Genomic DNA, 17,160 nt, shown 5'->3' with positions numbered 1-17,160 from the left:
ACTATTCGTCATCATTATTGCGGTCACGCCGCTCCACCGTCTCCGGGTCAGCCGTAATCGGGCGGTAAATCTCCACCCGGTCACCATCCTCCACCTTGGTATCCAGCTTGCTGATCTTGCCGAAAATGCCCACCGCCTGATTCTCCAGATCAATATCGGGGAACTGCTTGAGCAAACCCGAAAACTCAAGTGCTTCCTTGATGGTGCTACCATCCGGCACTTCCAGCTTCAACCACGTCTGCTTGAACTTGTCAGCGTAAGCAATTCCCACGTTCATGCTTTTCTCCCATCCCACACCCGTTTCCCCGCCAGCAGGAAACCCAGTGCCATAAACCCACCCGGCGGCAAAATCATCAACAAAAAGCCCTTGTAATCGGGAATAATGGTCAGTTCCATAAAGGAAAACGCCTTGCCCAACAACAGCGACGCACTGGCAAACAACGTGCCACTCCCCAGCACTTCGCGCACCCCGCCGAGAATCACTAACGCCAGCGTGAAACCCAGCCCCATCATCAACCCGTCCACCATTGACGGCACCAGCGAATTCTTGGACGCATACGATTCCGCCCGCCCTAAAATTACACAGTTGACCACGATCAGCGCAATGAACAAACCCAGCACTTTGTACAGCTCATGCACCCACGCATTCAGTGCCATGTCCACCAGCGTCACCAGTGTCGCAATCAGCACAATGTAAACCGGAATCCGCACCGCTGGACTGACAATATTGCGCACCGATGACACCAGCAGATTGGAAACCACCAGCACCGCTGTAGTCGCCAGTCCCATGCCCAGCCCATTGGTCGCGGTGCTGGTCACAGCCAGCGTTGGACACAGTGCCAAGCCTTGCGCAAACACCACATTGTTGTCCCACAACCCGTCGCGGGTGAGGCGTTTATAGTCGGTACTCATGGTTTCACCTCCAGCATGTCCGCCTTGTGGGCTTCAAAGAATTGCAATGCTTCGTGCAGGCTTTTCACCACCGCACGCGGGGTAATGGTTGCGCCGCTGAACTGGTCAAATTGCCCGCCGTCTTTTTTCACCTTCCACTGGTCTTCGGGCGGGTTGCTCAGCGACAAACCGGTGAACTTGGTGATCCAGTCATCCTTGGCGGCTTCGATCTTGTCGCCCAGCCCCGGTGTTTCCTTGTGGGACAACACCCGCGTGCCGAGGATTTTGCCTTGCGGGTCAAGCGCGATAATGGTGCGGATTTCGCCCGCGTAACCGAAGCCGACGGTTTCCCACACCAGCGCGGTGACGTTGCCCGCTTTTGTGCCTTGATAAACTTTGATCTCTTTGCCGTCTGCCCCGGTCAGCAGCAGCGGCTTTGCCACCATATTGTTATCGTGCAAATCATCCGGCACGACTTGCGCCAGCGATTGTTGCAGGTCTTCCATCTTGCGCTGCGCAATCGGTTCGCGGGTGGCGTTATCCACCCCCAAGAGCAGCGCGGCGGCAATCGCGGCGCACGCTCCTAACAGAATCGCCTGATAGGGAATCCGTTCCAGCAACGGGATTTTGGTGTCGTTGGTCATGGTTTGTTCTCCCCGCTGGCATAGTTGAGCGGTTCGCCCTTGCGGTCACGCCCGTAAATGCGCGGGCGGAAATAGTGGTCAATCAGCGGGGTCAGCGCATTCATCAGCATGACGGCGAACGCCATGCCTTCGGGGTAGCCCGCCCATGTACGAATCACGTACACCAGCAGCCCACAGCCCGCCCCAAAAATCAGTTGTCCGGTAGCTGACACAGGGGATGTGACCAAATCGGTAGCAATGAAAAACGCACCCAGCAAAGTCGCCCCCGCCAGCAAATGCACTTCCGCACCGGGGTAAACGTCGGGGTTGATGGCGTGCATGATCCCCGCCAATAGCAACAATGTACCAAGCAGCGACACAGGAATATGCCAAGTAATAATGCGTTTCCACAGCAGGAACAAGCCGCCCAGCAGCAGCAATACTGCCGACGTTTCGCCCATGCTACCGCCCATCATTCCCAGCCCCATGTCGCTGACACTCGGCAAACTGTCGGCAAAGCTCGACAAGGTATGCCCCTGCCCGGTTTCAGTACGGATATGCCCCAAAGGCGTTGCGCCACTCACCCCATCAACCGTCACCCACGTGGTCATTTCCAGCGGGAACGAAATCAGCAACGCCACCCGCGCCACCATTGCCGGGTTGAACAGGTTTTGCCCGATGCCGCCAAACACTTGCTTGCCAATGATGATGGCGAGAAATGCACCCAACAACCCAATCCACCAAGGTGCAGTCGGTGGCAAACTTAACGCCAGTAACCAGCCGGTGAGGATCGCCGAACCGTCGCTGAGGTATTTGCCTACGGGTTTGCCCATGATTTTCAGTGCCATCGCTTCCGCCAGCACGCAGCCGAGGATGGTAATCAGGAACAAGCTGATGGCAGGCAAACCAAACAGGTACAAGCCGAAAATGGTCGCGGGGGCAAGTGCCAACATCACCAGCAACATGGTGTTCTGGACGCTTTTGCCGGAATGGGTGTGCGGGCTGGAAATCAACAGGCTCATGCGCTAGCCTCCTGTGCGGTTTTGGCAGCGGCAGCCGCTGCGGCAGCTTTTTTGGCGGCGGCTTCGCGCTTGCGGCGTTCCATCATTTCTTTCTTCGCCCGTTCTTGCGCTGCCATGCGTTCGTTGCGCTGTTCAATCAGGCGTTTGGTTTCGTCCTGCTTGTGCTTGGCGCGTTGACGGCTGGCAAGTTCACCCTTGGCGTAGTTGAAATATTGCACCAGCGGAATGTGCGCAGGGCAAACGTAGGAACACGAGCCACAGGCGATGCAATCCATCAGCCCCAGTTTGGTGACGGCATCGAGGTTGCCTGCGCGGGCATTGGCTGCCATTTCCAGCGGCAACAGCCCGCACGGGCAGGCTTGCACGCAACTGGCGCAGCGAATGCAGGGCGATTCCTGATTTTCAGAAACTTCCTTGGCGGTAAGGGCGAGGATACCGTTGCAACCTTTCACCAGCGGCACACGGGTATCGGGCAGCAGGTTGCCCATCATCGGCCCGCCACTGATCAGGCGGGTCGGTTCGACGTTGAAACCTTCGCAATGGTCGATCACGTCCTGCACTTTCGTGCCCAGCAATACGCGCAGATTGCGCGGCTGGCGCACTGCCCCGCCGGAAACGGTGACGACTCGGGAGACGAGCGGTTTGCCTTCGCGCAAAGCATCGCGGACTGCCAGCGCGGTTGCCGGGTTATGCACCACAATGCCGATGTCGGCGGTCAAGCCACGCGCTGGTGTTTCCAGCCCGGTGAGGGTTTGTACCAGATGTTTTTCCGACCCCATCGGGTAGCGCATCGGTAAGCCGACCACCTGGATGTTGGGGAAGGCGGTAGCGGCTTCGCGCATCGCGGCTTGTGCTTGTGGTTTGTTGTTTTCGATGCCGATGATGATGTTTTCTACCCCCAGCGCGTAAGCCATAATGCGGATGCCGTCGATCACGTTGGCGGAATATTCGCGCATGATGCGGTCATCGCAGGTCAGGTAGGGTTCGCATTCCGCGCCGTTGATGACCAGCGTGTGCAACTGGTAACGGTTGCGCAGGTTGAGTTTGACGGCGGAGGGGAAGGTTGCGCCGCCCATGCCGACAATTCCGGCAGCAGCGACGCGGGTGGCGATTTCGGCGGGATCGAGGGTGAACGGGTCAGCGGGTGGGGGAAGTTCGATCCACTCATCCTTGCCATCCGGTTGCAGGGTGATGGTGTGTACCGACAAGCCGGAGGCGTGGTGCGCGGGGTAATGCCCGACCCCGACGACGCGCCCGGAGGTGGGGGCATGGATGGGCGCGGAAATCATTCCCTGACTGTTAGCGAGTAACTGCCCCTTGAGGACATGATCGCCGCGCTTGACTGCCGGTTTTGCCGCCGCGCCGATGTGCTGCTGCAAGGGAATGTGCAACAGGCTGGGTATCGGCAGGTCTTCGATGGCTTTGTCCGCGCTCAGGGTCTTGCAATCGTGCGGGTGTACGCCGCCACGGATGCGGAACAGCTTGCTGATTTTTTGGGTTGCAAAGAAAGTCATGCTGCAACTCCTGTCATCATCGGACTCGGCCAATACCACGTCTGCACCGTATGCGTCAGCGGGCGCATTTCAATACATTCCGTCGGGCAAACCTCAAAGCATTTCTCACAGCCGGTGCAAGCATCCGCAAACACCGCATGAATCTGCTTGGAACTGCCCAAAATCGCATCCGTCGGGCAACGCTTAAAGCACTTGGTGCAACCGATGCACAAGTTTTCATGCACATACGCAATCATCGGCCCCTTATCCGCCACGCCGGAAAGGTCAACACTCACCCCCAGTTTCGCCGCCAGCGTTTCCGCCAACGCCTTACCACCGGGCGGGCAAGCGGTCACGGGGGCTGCACCATTCGCAATCGCCTCCGCCGCCGGGCTGCAACCAGGAAAGCCGCACTGCCCACACTGCGAACCGGGCAACAGTGATTCAATTTCTTCCTGTAACGGGTTGCCTTCCACCTTGAAATACTGACCTGCCAGCCCTAACAGCCCGCCCAGCAACAACCCCAAGGTCATCAAAATCAGAATCGCAGTCATGCTCTACTCCCTTTCCTATTAGCTCGCCAGCCCCGCAAAGCCCATAAAGGCCAGCGACAACAACCCGGCAACAATGAACGCAATCGGCAACCCGCCAAACGCCGCTGGCACTTGTGCCAACGCCAACCGTTCCCGCAAACCCGCAAAAATCACCAGCACCAAGGTAAACCCCACCGCCGACCCAAAGCCATACAGCAAGGTTTGCAGAAAACTGTGCTGTTCTTGCACATTCAGCAGCGCCACGCCCAGTACCGCGCAATTGGTGGTAATCAGCGGCAAGAAAATCCCCAACACCTGATACAACGCAGGCGACACTTTCTTAATCACCATCTCGGTAAACTGCACCGTCGCCGCAATCACCAGAATGAACGACAGGATGCGCAGGAAACCCAGATCAAACGGCTGCAACACCCAATGCTCCAGCATCCAGCCCGCCACCGAAGCCAGCGTCAGTACGAAGGTGGTAGCCATGCCCATGCCAATCGCCGAATCAATCTGCTTGGAAACGCCCATGAACGGGCAAAGCCCTAGGAACTTGACCAACACCACGTTGTTCACCAGTACCGTACCGAGCAAGATCATGAAATATTCCATTGCGCATTCCCTGAGAATCATCTGTGGCAAAGGCAATGCAGGGAGCGTGCCAGCCTCTGCAAGCCTTGCGGGGCGTGGGTTTTGGGTGGATTTTGCGGCGTGTGGTTTGTGACAAAGGTGGGGAATTGTCGGGTTTGCGACAACCATTCGCCTCCGCACCCACCACCGTAGAGACGCAAAATCTTGCGTCTCTACACACGCGCATCTACACAATCTACACATGTACCACACCACCCAGCGTATTACCCCATTCCCGCCAACACGCTGGCACGCCTATTGCACCGCAATAAACACAGCAACCGTGGAAACCGTTATGCACAAGCCAAGCACCTCATTCGCCGAACACTACGCCGACCTCTCGCACATTGCCGGATTCGAGCATGTGACCCCCGGCCTGTCGCTGCAAGCCATCCTCGAAACCGTGGAGCAAGCCCCTGTTGCCATTTCCATCACCGATACCCGCGCCAATATCCTCTACGTCAACAGCGCGTTTGAGGAATTAACCGGCTATTCCCGCGACGAGATTTGCGGACAAAACGAATCGGTACTGTCCTGCAAAACCACCCCGCTGGAACTTTACCGCACCCTGTGGCGCACCATCCAAAGCGGCAAAGAATGGCGCGGCACACTCATCAACCGCAACAAAGCGGGCCAACGCTACCTCGCCGAAGTCACCGTTGCCCCCGTGTTGGATGCCCAGCGTAATATCACCAACTTCCTCGGAATGCACCGCGACATATCGGTCATTCACAATCTGGAACAGCAACTCAAACACCAAAAAATCCTTTCCGACACCATTTTCGACCTCGCCCCGGCCATCGTGGTATTGCTCGACAGCAACCGCAATATCCTGATGGATAACAAAGCCTACAAACGCCTCAAAGTCGAATTCGGTACAATCGAACCCGTCCATCTATTCCTCGATGCGCTCAAGGATCGGCTGCCCACACTAGAGGGTGAAACCTTCGACAATTTCCACGACGTGCAAGTCCGTTTCGACGCGCCCAATGGCAACGAATGCTGGTTCACCCTCTCCGGCATCCACGTCGAAGAACTCGACGATGCTGCCAAAAATTATTTCGCCCTAACCAACAGTGGCGGACATTATTTGTTGCTAGTTGCCACCGACATCACCACCCGCAAAGCCGAGCTGGAACGTGCCCGCATCCAACACCTCAAAGTGCAAATGGCGGAACAAGAACTCACCAGCAGCATCCGCGAAACCTTGGCAGGTGCGATTTTCCAACTGGAAACTCCGCTCAACGTGATCCAAGCCGCCCTGGTCATGCCGCCCTCTTCCACCGAAGCCCTGTACCCCGTGTTGCAGCAAGTGCTGGAATCGTCTTACCGCGCCATCAATGCCATGCGCATGGCAATCCCCAGAGCCGAACACGGCACGTATTCCTTGGTCAACATTAATCAGGTACTCAAAGACTTGCTGATTATTGCGACTGACCGGATGCTTTCCGAAGGCGTGGTCGTCGATTGGCGACCTGAACCTGTCCTGCCTGCGCTCATGGGTAATGAAGCCTCATTGCGGCGTATGTTCAATTACCTGCTCGACAATGCCTTGCTCGCCCTGCACGAAGCCGGGCGCGTCTACCGCGAATTGCGTATTCACACCCGTTTGCACGACGACAGCATTAGCGTGGAAATCACCGACAACGGCATTGGCATTCCGCCCGCGCAACGCTTAAAAGTGTTTGAACCCTTCCACAGCGGCTGGAAACGCGGCAACGGCAATGTCGGCATGGGCTTGTGCATGGCGCAAGAAATCGTCAACAACCACGACGGCAGTATCAGCATCGACCCCGATTACCCCAACGGTTGCCGTATCCGCGTCAACCTACCCCTAAAAGCCAGCAACGGGGGGATGGAATGAGCCACGACAATGCGCAATTGCAACAAACCCTCAACTTGCTGGAAGACGAACTTGCCTGTATTTACGCCGTCAGCAAGGTGTTAAGCCGTTCCCTCAACCTCAAGGAAACCTTGCGCGAAGTGTTGCGCGTACTGCACGAAGAAGGCCAGCTCGAACACGGCATGGTCAGCCTACTCGACGGTGACAGCGGTGATTTGCTGCTGCTGGAATTGCACCGTGCCGACAAACTTACCGTGGAAAATGTGCGCTACCGTGCGGGCGAAGGCATCATGGGGCTGGCGATTGAAATGGATAAGCCGCTGATTATCCGCAAGTTAGCCGACGAACCGCGTTTCCTCGACAAACTCGGCGTATACAATCCGGTGTTGCCGCTTATTGCCGTACCGATCCGCGCCCGTGGCGATGAAATCGTCGGCGTATTAGCTGCACAACCCCCCGCTGAATTGCACTTACTGGGCGAACGCCGCCGCTTCCTTGAAATGATCGGCAACCTAATCGGGCAAAATGTAGTCCTTGCCAACGAAGTCGCCAGCGACAAACAGGAACTGCAAAAAGAACGCGACTCGTTGCGCCGCAAGGTCAAAGGCGAATCCGGTTTCGCCAACCTGATTGGGCATACCCGCGTCATGCAGGTGGTGTTCGACCAAGCGCGGCAAGTTGCCAAGTGGAACACCACCGTACTCATTCGCGGTGAATCCGGGACGGGTAAAGAGCTGATTGCCAACGCCATTCACTACCATTCGCCGCGTGCCAACAATGCTTTCATCAAACTCAACTGCGCCGCTTTGCCGGACAATTTGTTGGAATCCGAACTGTTCGGGCACGAAAAAGGTGCGTTTACTGGTGCGGTCAGTCAGCGTAAGGGGCGTTTTGAGCAAGCCGATGGCGGCACGCTGTTTCTGGATGAAATCGGCGAAATCACCCCCGCGTTCCAAGCCAAATTACTACGGGTCTTGCAGGAAGGCGAATTCGAGCGCGTCGGCGGTACGCGCACTCTCAAGGTCGATGTACGCGTGATTGCCGCCACCAACCGCAATCTGGAACAGGAAGTGCGGGCAGGCGAATTCCGCGAAGACTTGTATTACCGCCTCAATGTGATGCCCATCATCATGCCGCCGTTACGCGAACGGCTGGAAGACATCCCTGACCTTGCCCGCTTTCTGGTCAATAAAATCAGCAACAAGCAAGGGCGACCGCTGGATATTGGGGACGGCGCGATTCGTGCGCTCATGCACCACGGCTGGCCGGGCAATGTGCGCGAGTTGGAAAATTGCATGGAACGTGCCGCGATCCTCAGCGCCGATGGGCATATTGACCAGCAGGTCATTCGTTTGACGGGGCTGGATAGCCAGTTTCCGGCTGATGATGGCTGTGGTGGTGGTAGAGACGCAAAATTTTGCGTCTCTACGGGAGGTGCAGGTAGCGGCAAACCGAAGGCGGATTTGAATGACCCGGATCTGGACGAACGTGAGCGCGTGATTGCCGCACTGGAAGAAGCGGGTTGGGTGCAAGCCAAGGCGGCGCGGTTGCTGAATATGACCCCACGGCAAATTGCCTACCGCATCCAGATACTGAATATTCAGGTGCGGCAAATCTGATACGTAAACCTTAATCCATTGACAAATATCACGAGGAATCACCATGTCAGAAATGACGCTTCAAACCCTGCTCGCCGGGGTCGCCAACAATACCATCGTCCCCTACCTCGGTGCAGGTGCGCTGCAAGGTTCGGTCGATAAACTGAGCGGCGTTGCCATCCCAGCCGACAGCGACAGCCTGATTCTCGCTATGAACGGCGGCAAGCCAATGTCAGCCCGTTTGATGTGGGAATTCCCGCGTGCGGCGATGGATGTGGAGCTGAAACGCGGGCGCAAGGCCGTCCATAATTTCCTCGAAGACACCTACGGCAAGCGCAAGTGGACACGCGCCCCATTGCACGATTGGCTTGCCAGCATCGAGCCGCATTACGTGATCGACACCAACCGCGACACCCAGTTGCAGGATACTTACGCCGACCAGCCGCATACGCTGATTCGGGGTACGGCGCGGATTGTGGGGACGAATTACCGTTTCGTGCTGAATGAGTACGTGGGCAGCGGTGGCTACCGCGAAATTACGCAGGAAGAGGTCAATCCTGAACTGCCGATTCTGTTCAAGCCGATGGGTAGCCCGCGCCCGGATGCGAATTACATTGCTTCCGACGCAGACTATGTGGACTACATCACCGAGCTGATGGGCGGGTTTGCGATTCCTGATTTCCTCAAGGAATACCGCAAAGGTAAGCAATACCTGTTCATCGGGATGCGCTTACAACGCGATACCGACCGTATGGTGATGTCGGACATTACCTACGCCTCGACTGAACCCAAAGGTTGGGCATTGATTCCGCAACCGACTGACAAGGAAGTGCGTTTCTGTGCGCGTATGGGGATTGAGATTATTGCGGCGGATGTGGCGGACTTGCTGGCAGCGGCGGGTGTCACTGGCTATCATGCCCAGCATGAAAACGCTATGTAACGAACCGCTCCTCCCCATTGATGCCGTCCTTGACGACCTCAAGCAAGCCCTGCGTGAACACCACGAAGTCGTGCTGGAAGCCCCACCGGGCGCGGGCAAAACCACCCGCGTGCCATTGGCCTTGTTGGATGAGCCGTGGCTTTTTGACAAAAAAATCCTCATGCTCGAATCGCGCCGTATTGCCGCCAAAAATGCCGCGCACCGCATGGCAAGCCTGCTAAACGAAAGCGCAGGCCAAACCGTCGGCTATCGGATGCGCCTCGACCATAAAATCAGTCACCAGACACGCATTGAAGTTATTACCGAAGGCATCCTCACTCGGCAATTACAGCAAGACCCGTCGCTGGACGGCGTTGGCTTGGTCATTTTCGACGAATTCCACGAACGCAATCTCGATTCCGACCTCGCCCTCAGCCTGTGTTTGAAAGGGCGCGAGCTGTTCCGCGACGACAGCAATCCGCTGAAACTGCTGGTCATGTCCGCCACCTTGGATAGCGTTGCGATTGCCAATTTACTGGATGATGCTCCAGTAGTACGCAGCGCAGGTCGTACTTACCCAGTAAACATCCGCTACGGGCAAGCTGCCAAACCCAACGAACGCATTGCCGAACGCATGGTCGCCACCCTGCGGCAAGCCTTGAGCGACAACCCTGACAGCAGCATCCTCGCTTTTCTGCCCGGTCAAGGCGAAATTCACCGCACCACCGAAGCACTCGGTGAATGGCTGGTGGAACGCCGCATCCGTGGCGTGCATTTGCGCCCCATGTACGGCAACCTCACGCTGGACGAACAGCAACAAGCCATTGCCCCGCTTGCCAACCCGGACCAACGCAAGGTGGTGCTGGCAACCAATATCGCCGAAACCAGCCTGACCATCGAAGGCGTGGATGTGGTGGTCGATTCCGGTCTGGTGCGCGAAGCCCGTTTCGACCCCGGAACCGGCATGACCGGCTTACACACCACACGCATTTCTCGCGCCTCCAGCACCCAACGTGCCGGACGTGCAGGTCGTCTTGCCCCCGGCATGTGCTATCGACTGTGGACGGAAAGCCAGCAAGAACAACTCGCTGCACACAATACCCCCGAAATCTTACGCGCCGACCTCGCCCCACTCGCCTTGCAACTGCTGCAATGGGGTGTGGATGACCCGGCGGAACTGCGCTGGCTGGATGTGCCGCCTTCCGGCCTTTGGCAACAAGCACTGGACTTGCTGGAAACGCTCGGCGCGATTGAACGCAAGGGCAAAACCACGCTACTGACGGCGCACGGGCAAGTGATGTGCAATCTGCCGGTGCATCCGCGCCTCGCCCACCTGCTGATTTGTGGCGCACAAGCCGGACACCTGAACGCCGCTGCCAACCTTGCCAGCCTGCTTTCCGAGCGCAATCCGTTCAGCCAAGACAATCCAGACATTAGCCAATCGCTGGAAATACTGACAGGCACAAGCCGTTGTCCATACCCGCAACAGGGCTGGTTACAGCGTACCCGCCAACTGGCAAACCAATTTATGGAACAAATCCGCAGCCAGAAACTGCCAGAAAGTGGTGTGAGCTTTTTGCTCCCCGCCACGCAAATCAATGGCTATTTGCTGGCCTGTGCCTACCCCGATCGTATTGCACGGCGGCGGCATTCCGGCGGCTACCAACTTGCCAACGGGCGCAGTGCGGATTTGCCCGATAAACACGCGCTCGGCAATCAGGCATGGCTGGCGATTGCGGAGGTCAGCAGCATGGTGGGCAAAAGCAGCGACACCATCCGCTCCGCTGCCGCACTGGATGATAAGCTGTTTGCCAGCGCATTAGCCGATCAGGTGCGCGGGCAAACCGTGGTGGAATGGGATAACAAAGCGGGGCGTTTCATCGCCGAAGCACAGCACAAAATCGGCGCGTTGGTGTTACAACGCAAAGCCCTGCAAACCGTACCGAGTGAAGCCAAAAGCACCGCCCTGATCAGTTTCATCCGCAAGCAAGGGCTGGATGTATTGCCGTGGCAGGCGGAACAGGAACAATGGTGCGCAAGAATCAATCTTTTGCGAGGTGTCGAAGCGGAACGAGCATGGCCTGATGTCAGCCGCGCCCACTTGCTGGCAACACTGGAAGAGTGGCTTGCCCCGTATCTAAATGCAGTTAATGTGCTGGGTGATTTCAAAAAGCTCGATTTGACCACTATTCTCAGCAGTCTATTGCCGTGGGACATGCAACAACGTCTCGAACAGCTTGCCCCTAAATCGCTTGAAGTGCCTTCCGGGCATTCCATCGCCATCGACTACAGCCAATCGTCGCCAGTGTTGGCGGTGAAATTGCAGGAAATGTTTGGTTGCCAACAAACGCCGACCATTGCCAATGGCAGGGTGGCATTGCTGGTGCATTTGCTATCTCCGGCGGGCAGGCCGTTGCAGATTACGCAGGATTTGGCGGGGTTTTGGCGCACGTCCTACCATGAGGTGAAAAAGGACATGAAGGGGCGTTACCCCAAGCATCCGTGGCCGGATGATCCGTTGCAGGCAATTGCTACGCGCAAGGTCAAGCGGTTAATGTGAGGCTTGCCGAAATATTCAGGGCGGCAATAAACGCCGGATCGTGCGACACCACCAGCAATGCACCGGGATAGTCTGCCAAGGTTTGTTCCAGCAATAAGCGCGAGTCCAGATCCAGATGGTTGTCGGGTTCATCCAGCAACAACAAGGTCGGGGCATTCTCACCCACTAGCACAGCCAGTAAAGCTACTTTCAGGCGTTCACCGCCGCTCAGTTCCTTCAGCGGTTGCAATGCCTTATCGCCGCGCATTCGTAACCCCGCCAATTCGGTACGTAGTAGGGTTTCACTGATGTCAGGGTGCAGGCGTTGCAGGTTGGTCAGCGCGGATGCGTTTTCATCTAGCAGGCTGAAGTGCTGATCCAGATACACGCAACGTCCATGCACCTCGCAAACACCTGAAATGGGTTGTTCCAGACCTGCAATGACGCGCAGCAGGGTGGATTTGCCAGAGCCATTCCTGCCCTGGATGTGCCAGCGTTCGCCCTGCTGTACGGTGAGGGTCAGCGGCGCATGGTGTACGTAAGGCAACACCAGTTCGGAAAGGTGCAGGCACAGGCTGTGATGCGCGGCTTCGGGGGCAGAGCGTAAGGTTTGCGGTTTGATGATTTCCAGCCGGGTTTGGGTAGCGCCCAATTCGGTTGCCAGTTGTTCGGCGCGTTGCTGGTGTTGTTGCTTGAGTTTGGAAAGTGTGTTTTCTGAGCGATCCTGTTGCGCATCCATCAGCAGTTTGCTTTGTGAGCCGGAATGGCGTTGGCGTTCGCCCTGTTTGCGGCGATGGGCGGATTTTTCCAACGCCGCTTGTTGTTCCAGTTTTTGTTGCTGGCGGTTGCGTTTGAGTGTTGCCAGTTGCTGTTCGGTGGCGGCAACTTGGGCATCGCGGATGGTGTGGTAGATGGCGTAATTGCCGCCGTATTCGTTCAAGCCATGCTGATCCAGCTCCAGAATCCGTTCCACCTGTTGCAGCAATTCGCGGTCGTGGGTGGCAACCAATGCGCCCGCCGGGTGTTGGGTCAGCTTTGCCAATAGCCATTGCCGACCTGCGGTATCCAGATGGTTGCTGGGTTCGTCCAGCAGCAGGTAGTGATCAAGTTGCAAGAACGCACGGCACAGTGCCAGCCGGGTTTGTTCGCCGCCGCTGAGATGTTGGACGGGCGTAGACAGGGGCAAATCCAGACCCGCTTCATGCAGTTCCTGTTCCCACAAGGCGGGCAGATGCCAACGATCTTCAACCTGCGCAAAATCGTCCGCGCTGGCTTCACCGGACTGGATGCGCTCGAAACTGTCATACAACGCGCCAACGCCGAGGGCATCCGCCAGATTCAAACCTTGCAGGCGTTGCAGTTGCCGCACCCAATAGAACGGCACAAGCCAGCGAATGCTGCCGCTAGTGGGTGGGAAATCTTGTGCGAGCAGGGCAAGCAAGACCGATTTGCCTTGCCCATTGCGTCCGACCAATCCGGTCAAGCCGTCGGTCAGGGTGGAGGAAAGCCCGGAAAATACCGTTTTGGTATCAAACTGTTGGGTTAACTGGGAAAACTGGCAGACTACATGTGTCATAAGGAACTCCAAAACACGGAAAATATGTAGCGGCAAACTTTTCCGTTCAAGCAGCTATTTTGCATCAGTGTTGTGCTTTGGAGTAAGCTACAACCATCATTTTTGGATAATTCTGGAAAGCAACATGATTGCATGGTCACTGGATACATTACCACTAGAGCGCATGACACTGGCGGATAAATTGGCACTGATTGAACGGGTATGGGAAAGTCTGACGCAGAAGAACGCTGATTTTGCATCCCCGACATGGCATGGTGAATTATTACGATCCAGATTGGCTGCTGCGGAAAATGGCGCGGTGGCTTTCCGCCCATTGGATGAAGTCAAACAACGTCTGCGCCGCCCGACTGCTCCATGAGAATTGAACTACATCCCGATGCCGAAGCCGATTTGGTTGACGGCTTTGCTTTTTATGATGCCCAACAAGCCGGATTGGGTGACTACTTCGTTGATTCCTTGCTGGCTGATCTTGAATCCCTCCAGATTTACGCAGGCATCCACCCCATCCATTTTGGTTTCAACCGGCTGTTAGCCAAGCGTTTTCCGTTTGCGGTGTACTATCGTGTGGAGAATGATGTTGTCAGGGTTTATGCAGTACTGGATTGTCGGCGTGATCCAGCAGTAACACACGAGCGGTTGGGATGAAGGTGTTGGAATTGGAAGAGGCGTATCAAGATGCTTCAGTCGCCAACTCCTCCGCCCAACACCCCAACGAAAGCCCCAACGTCCCACTCTCATCCTCAAACTGCACCAGATAAAACGTATCCTCCGGGTATTCCTCATAATGCCCGGTATTGATCAGCACGCCGCGAGTACCCGCTTTGACGACCAGCGCACCTTCGGCGTAGCCCGGAATTTCGCCATCACTGAACAAGTCGGCAGCCGCAAACACCATGTCACCGGGTTGAATTTGAGCAATATCCATGTCATCTCCGATACAAAACAATCTCTTACACCCCCTCTACCTCTGGGAGAGGGGGCTAGGGGGTGAGGGTCTTTAGGCATACGCCGGAGCAAACGCCTTTTCCGGTTCTTCCACTGGCACATTATTGGCAGCATCCCAATACGGCGACAGCTTGCGCAATTGCGCAATAATCGGCGGAACAGCGGCGATGACTTTCTCGATCTCGGGCATATTGTTGTAGCGCGACAGCGAGAAGCGGATCGTGCCATGTGCAGCCGTATAAGGAATGCCCATTGCCCGCATCACATGCGACGGTTCAAGTGAGCCAGACGTACATGCCGAACCGCTGGAAGCCGCGATGCCTTGCTTGTTGAGCATCAGCAAAATCGCTTCGCCTTCGATGTATTCAAACGCGATATTGAGCGTATTCGGCAAACAATTGTCCGGGTCGCCGGTCACGAAACAGTTGGGGATGGCAGCCAGCAAACCTTCCTTGAGGCGGTCACGCATGGCACGCACGCAAATGTTTTCATGCTCCATGTGTTCCATCGCCATTTCCGCCGCTTTGCCGAGTGCGACGATGGAAGCCGCATTTTCCGTGCCCGCACGCCGTCCACGTTCCTGATGCCCACCGCGCAACAGTGGACGGAAGCGTGTACCCCGGCGCAAATACAGCACACCAATGCCTTTGGGCGCGTGCAATTTGTGCCCAGACACTGACAGCATGTCGATCTTGGTGTCTTTCAAACTCATCGGAATTTTGCCGACCGCCTGCACCGCATCGGTGTGGAACATGATGCCCGCCGCGTTCGCCATTTCAGCCATTTCCACCACCGGGAAATACGTGCCGCTTTCGTTGTTCGCCCACATCGCGGACACAATCGCCACGTTGTCGGTCAGCAGCTTGGCGTATTCATCCAGATCCAACCGTCCTTTGCCGTCCACCTTAAGGTAATGCACGGTGTAGCCGTCTTTTTCCAGATTTTCGCACAGGGTCAGGATCGCAGGATGCTCAACCACGGTGGTGATGATTTCCTTGCGTTCCGGCTGCGCTTTGAGGGCGGAGAGGATCGCGGTGGAATCGGATTCGGTGCCGCACGAGGTGAAAACGATCTCGGAATCGTGTTCCGCACCCAGCAGCTTTTGCACCTGCTTGCGAGCAGCTTTAATCGCCAGCCCGACCTTGTTGCCAAACTGGTGGATGGAAGACGGGTTGCCGAACTGCTCGGTGAAATACGGCAGCATGGCTTGCACCACTTCCGGCGACACCATCGTAGTCGCATTGTTATCGAGATAAATACCTTCACTCATCACACAACTCCTTAAAACTTGCCCATTTCAGTCGCAGGCAATACGCGGATGAATTCACCCAAATCTTCCATGACGCGCTGTTGCACGCCGCCCAAAGTAGCCGCAGCCATCTGGCAACCGGAACACGCGCCGCTCAGGTTGACGAAGGCGATTTTCTTGTCGAAATCGACTTCCACCAGTTCGATGTCGCCTCGGTCGGCTTGCAGTTGCGGGCGGATCGCTTCCAGCGTGTGTTCGATGCGGCGCATCCGTTGCAGGTTGGTCAATGGTTTTTTAGCCGATTCAGTGGGTGGTGTTGGGGGTAGAGACGCAAGATTTTGCGTCTCTACGGCGGCGGCAAATTCGGGTTCGGCTAAAACCTTGTTGAGGATTTCTTCGATGCCTTCAAAACACGCGGAACAACCGCCACCGGCTTTGGTGTAGAAGGTGACTTCTTCCACCGTGCTGAGGTTGTTTGCACGAATGGTTTCTTCGATCAACACCGCATCCACCGCGAAGCATTTGCAGATTAACGCGCCTTCTTCGTGGTCGTCTTTCCACTCTTCGCCACGGTAATTAGCAACGGCGGCTTGCAAGGCTTCGCGCCCCATCACCGAGCAGTGCATCTTTTCCGGCGGCAAACCGTCGAGGTAGTCGGCGATGTCTTGGTTGGAAATTTTCAGCGCATCATCCACCGTCATGCCCTTGACCATTTCGGTCAGCGCAGAGCTGGAGGCAACCGCCGAACCACAGCCAAACGTCTGAAAACCCGCATCTTCGATAATGTCGGTTTCGGGGTTGACCTTGAGGGTCAAGCGCAGCGCGTCGCCGCAACTGAGTGAACCCACATCGCCAGTGGCATTGGCTTGTGCGACTGCACCAGCGTTACGCGGGTTGAAAAAATGGTCTTGTACCTTTTCTGAATAATCCCACATGGCTTGGGTCTCCTGTTGGCGTTGCGTCGTGAATCAGGCAGCGAATGATTTGCCGCAACCGCAGCTATTGGTGGCGTTGGGGTTTTCAAACTTGAAACCGCTGCCGTCGATACCGTCGATGAAATCCACGGTTAAGCCTTCCAGTTTCGGCGCACTTTCGGGGTCAACGAAGACGGTCAGTGCTGGAAATGGGACTTCCAGATCGCCGTCGGCTTTGGCTTCGACCAGACTCATGGAATATTGCAAGCCGGAACAGCCGCCGCCGGAAACGCCAATGCGCAAGCCAGCGATGGATTTGTCTGCGCCTTCAATGAAACGTCCGAGGGCTTTCTGGGCGTTGTCGGTCAGTATGATCATGCGT

19 protein-coding genes are annotated in these 17,160 nt (G+C 56.4%); 7 read left to right on the top strand and 12 right to left on the bottom strand.

Annotation, left to right across the window (positions count from 1 at the left end; translation table 11 throughout):
• Position 1 precedes the first annotated feature (1 nt).
• Genes J9260_RS05740 through rsxA form a run of 7 tightly spaced genes read right to left on the bottom strand, consistent with a single transcriptional unit; the run spans position 2 to position 5,177 of the window.
• Positions 2–277, bottom strand: coding sequence for an RnfH family protein (locus J9260_RS05740; protein ID WP_210220067.1), 276 nt, complete (start codon positions 275–277; stop codon positions 2–4).
• Positions 274–912 carry an electron transport complex subunit E gene (locus tag J9260_RS05735; protein WP_210220066.1) on the bottom strand — a complete coding sequence of 213 codons (639 nt, stop codon included), beginning with the start codon at positions 910–912 and terminating at the stop codon, positions 274–276. The genes J9260_RS05740 and J9260_RS05735 overlap by 4 nt, the downstream gene beginning before the upstream one ends.
• On the bottom strand, positions 909–1,535 hold the full coding sequence (gene rsxG, locus J9260_RS05730) for an electron transport complex subunit RsxG (RefSeq protein ID WP_210220065.1): 627 nt from the start codon (positions 1,533–1,535) through the stop codon (positions 909–911). The genes J9260_RS05735 and rsxG overlap by 4 nt, the downstream gene beginning before the upstream one ends.
• Positions 1,532–2,536 (bottom strand): RnfABCDGE type electron transport complex subunit D, encoded by a 1,005-nt coding sequence (locus J9260_RS05725; RefSeq protein ID WP_210220064.1) that lies wholly within the window; start codon positions 2,534–2,536, stop codon positions 1,532–1,534. The genes rsxG and J9260_RS05725 overlap by 4 nt, the downstream gene beginning before the upstream one ends.
• Positions 2,533–4,050 carry an electron transport complex subunit RsxC gene (gene rsxC / locus J9260_RS05720; RefSeq protein WP_210220063.1) on the bottom strand — a complete coding sequence of 506 codons (1,518 nt, stop codon included), beginning with the start codon at positions 4,048–4,050 and terminating at the stop codon, positions 2,533–2,535. The genes J9260_RS05725 and rsxC overlap by 4 nt, the downstream gene beginning before the upstream one ends.
• Positions 4,047–4,583 (bottom strand): electron transport complex subunit RsxB, encoded by a 537-nt coding sequence (gene rsxB, locus J9260_RS05715; RefSeq protein WP_093070923.1) that lies wholly within the window; start codon positions 4,581–4,583, stop codon positions 4,047–4,049. Before rsxB ends, rsxC begins: the two co-directional genes overlap by 4 nt.
• Before the next feature lie 18 nt (positions 4,584–4,601).
• Complete coding sequence (gene rsxA / locus J9260_RS05710) at positions 4,602–5,177, bottom strand: electron transport complex subunit RsxA (protein ID WP_210220062.1); 576 nt, start codon at positions 5,175–5,177, stop codon at positions 4,602–4,604.
• Between rsxA and J9260_RS18795 the strand changes: the two genes are divergently transcribed.
• The 5 genes from J9260_RS18795 (at position 5,164) to hrpB (ending at position 12,115) form a co-directional block, all read left to right on the top strand.
• Positions 5,164–5,289, top strand: a complete 126-nt coding sequence (locus J9260_RS18795) for a hypothetical protein (RefSeq protein WP_281419456.1) — start codon at positions 5,164–5,166, stop codon at positions 5,287–5,289. The genes rsxA and J9260_RS18795 overlap by 14 nt on opposite strands.
• A gap of 108 nt (positions 5,290–5,397) precedes the next feature.
• A complete protein-coding gene (gene nifL, locus J9260_RS05705; RefSeq protein WP_210220061.1) occupies positions 5,398–7,059 on the top strand; it encodes a nitrogen fixation negative regulator NifL in 1,662 nt (553 codons plus the stop codon).
• Positions 7,056–8,657, top strand: a complete 1,602-nt coding sequence (gene nifA, locus J9260_RS05700) for a nif-specific transcriptional activator NifA (protein ID WP_210220060.1) — start codon at positions 7,056–7,058, stop codon at positions 8,655–8,657. The genes nifL and nifA overlap by 4 nt, the downstream gene beginning before the upstream one ends.
• A gap of 43 nt (positions 8,658–8,700) precedes the next feature.
• Positions 8,701–9,576 carry an SIR2 family protein gene (locus tag J9260_RS05695; protein WP_210220059.1) on the top strand — a complete coding sequence of 292 codons (876 nt, stop codon included), beginning with the start codon at positions 8,701–8,703 and terminating at the stop codon, positions 9,574–9,576.
• Positions 9,560–12,115 carry an ATP-dependent helicase HrpB gene (gene hrpB / locus J9260_RS05690; protein ID WP_210220058.1) on the top strand — a complete coding sequence of 852 codons (2,556 nt, stop codon included), beginning with the start codon at positions 9,560–9,562 and terminating at the stop codon, positions 12,113–12,115. Before J9260_RS05695 ends, hrpB begins: the two co-directional genes overlap by 17 nt.
• Here the strand turns inward: hrpB and J9260_RS05685 are convergent.
• A complete protein-coding gene (locus J9260_RS05685; RefSeq protein WP_210220057.1) occupies positions 12,099–13,670 on the bottom strand; it encodes an ATP-binding cassette domain-containing protein in 1,572 nt (523 codons plus the stop codon). The two genes, hrpB and J9260_RS05685, sit on opposite strands and share 17 nt — an antisense overlap.
• Before the next feature lie 124 nt (positions 13,671–13,794).
• On the opposite strand from J9260_RS05685, the gene J9260_RS05680 reads away from it, so the two are divergent.
• Positions 13,795–14,028 carry an addiction module protein gene (locus J9260_RS05680; protein ID WP_210220056.1) on the top strand — a complete coding sequence of 78 codons (234 nt, stop codon included), beginning with the start codon at positions 13,795–13,797 and terminating at the stop codon, positions 14,026–14,028.
• Positions 14,025–14,315, top strand: a complete 291-nt coding sequence (locus tag J9260_RS05675) for a type II toxin-antitoxin system RelE/ParE family toxin (RefSeq protein ID WP_210220055.1) — start codon at positions 14,025–14,027, stop codon at positions 14,313–14,315. Before J9260_RS05680 ends, J9260_RS05675 begins: the two co-directional genes overlap by 4 nt.
• Before the next feature lie 25 nt (positions 14,316–14,340).
• On the opposite strand, the gene J9260_RS05670 is transcribed toward J9260_RS05675, so the two are convergent.
• The 4 genes from J9260_RS05670 to J9260_RS05655 all read right to left on the bottom strand — a co-directional run bounded on the left by J9260_RS05670 (position 14,341) and on the right by J9260_RS05655 (position 17,156).
• On the bottom strand, positions 14,341–14,595 hold the full coding sequence (locus J9260_RS05670; RefSeq protein WP_210220054.1) for a nitrogen fixation protein NifZ: 255 nt from the start codon (positions 14,593–14,595) through the stop codon (positions 14,341–14,343).
• A 72-nt stretch (positions 14,596–14,667) separates the two neighbouring features.
• Complete coding sequence (nifS, locus tag J9260_RS05665; protein ID WP_210220053.1) at positions 14,668–15,885, bottom strand: cysteine desulfurase NifS; 1,218 nt, start codon at positions 15,883–15,885, stop codon at positions 14,668–14,670.
• Positions 15,886–15,896: 11 nt separating this feature from the next.
• Positions 15,897–16,799 carry a Fe-S cluster assembly protein NifU gene (gene nifU, locus J9260_RS05660; protein ID WP_210220052.1) on the bottom strand — a complete coding sequence of 301 codons (903 nt, stop codon included), beginning with the start codon at positions 16,797–16,799 and terminating at the stop codon, positions 15,897–15,899.
• 33 nt (positions 16,800–16,832) lie between these two features.
• Positions 16,833–17,156 (bottom strand): HesB/IscA family protein, encoded by a 324-nt coding sequence (locus J9260_RS05655; protein WP_093070997.1) that lies wholly within the window; start codon positions 17,154–17,156, stop codon positions 16,833–16,835.
• Positions 17,157–17,160 lie beyond the last annotated feature (4 nt).

It is taken from the genome of Thiothrix unzii, from assembly GCF_017901175.1.
In the GTDB taxonomy this organism is placed as follows: Bacteria; Pseudomonadota; Gammaproteobacteria; order Thiotrichales; family Thiotrichaceae; genus Thiothrix; species Thiothrix unzii.
Note: the sequence above shows the minus strand (reverse complement) of the source record. Positions and strands in the feature narration are given on the sequence as shown.

Excerpts from the sequence above, each read along its gene's own strand:
- J9260_RS05740 (WP_210220067.1), bottom strand. The coding sequence starts at position 277 with ATGAACGTGGGAATTGCTTACGCTGACAAGTTCAAGCAGACGTGGTTG.
- J9260_RS05735 (WP_210220066.1), bottom strand. The coding sequence starts at position 912 with ATGAGTACCGACTATAAACGCCTCACCCGCGACGGGTTGTGGGACAAC.
- rsxG (WP_210220065.1), bottom strand. The coding sequence starts at position 1,535 with ATGACCAACGACACCAAAATCCCGTTGCTGGAACGGATTCCCTATCAG.
- J9260_RS05725 (WP_210220064.1), bottom strand. The coding sequence starts at position 2,536 with ATGAGCCTGTTGATTTCCAGCCCGCACACCCATTCCGGCAAAAGCGTC.
- rsxC (WP_210220063.1), bottom strand. The coding sequence starts at position 4,050 with ATGACTTTCTTTGCAACCCAAAAAATCAGCAAGCTGTTCCGCATCCGT.
- rsxB (WP_093070923.1), bottom strand. The coding sequence starts at position 4,583 with ATGACTGCGATTCTGATTTTGATGACCTTGGGGTTGTTGCTGGGCGGG.
- J9260_RS18795 (WP_281419456.1), top strand. The coding sequence starts at position 5,164 with ATGAAATATTCCATTGCGCATTCCCTGAGAATCATCTGTGGCAAAGGC.
- rsxA (WP_210220062.1), bottom strand. The coding sequence starts at position 5,177 with ATGGAATATTTCATGATCTTGCTCGGTACGGTACTGGTGAACAACGTG.
- nifL (WP_210220061.1), top strand. The coding sequence starts at position 5,398 with ATGTACCACACCACCCAGCGTATTACCCCATTCCCGCCAACACGCTGG.
- nifA (WP_210220060.1), top strand. The coding sequence starts at position 7,056 with ATGAGCCACGACAATGCGCAATTGCAACAAACCCTCAACTTGCTGGAA.
- J9260_RS05695 (WP_210220059.1), top strand. The coding sequence starts at position 8,701 with ATGTCAGAAATGACGCTTCAAACCCTGCTCGCCGGGGTCGCCAACAAT.
- hrpB (WP_210220058.1), top strand. The coding sequence starts at position 9,560 with ATGAAAACGCTATGTAACGAACCGCTCCTCCCCATTGATGCCGTCCTT.
- J9260_RS05685 (WP_210220057.1), bottom strand. The coding sequence starts at position 13,670 with ATGACACATGTAGTCTGCCAGTTTTCCCAGTTAACCCAACAGTTTGAT.
- J9260_RS05680 (WP_210220056.1), top strand. The coding sequence starts at position 13,795 with ATGATTGCATGGTCACTGGATACATTACCACTAGAGCGCATGACACTG.
- J9260_RS05675 (WP_210220055.1), top strand. The coding sequence starts at position 14,025 with ATGAGAATTGAACTACATCCCGATGCCGAAGCCGATTTGGTTGACGGC.
- J9260_RS05670 (WP_210220054.1), bottom strand. The coding sequence starts at position 14,595 with ATGGATATTGCTCAAATTCAACCCGGTGACATGGTGTTTGCGGCTGCC.
- nifS (WP_210220053.1), bottom strand. The coding sequence starts at position 15,885 with ATGAGTGAAGGTATTTATCTCGATAACAATGCGACTACGATGGTGTCG.
- nifU (WP_210220052.1), bottom strand. The coding sequence starts at position 16,799 with ATGTGGGATTATTCAGAAAAGGTACAAGACCATTTTTTCAACCCGCGT.
- J9260_RS05655 (WP_093070997.1), bottom strand. The coding sequence starts at position 17,156 with ATGATCATACTGACCGACAACGCCCAGAAAGCCCTCGGACGTTTCATT.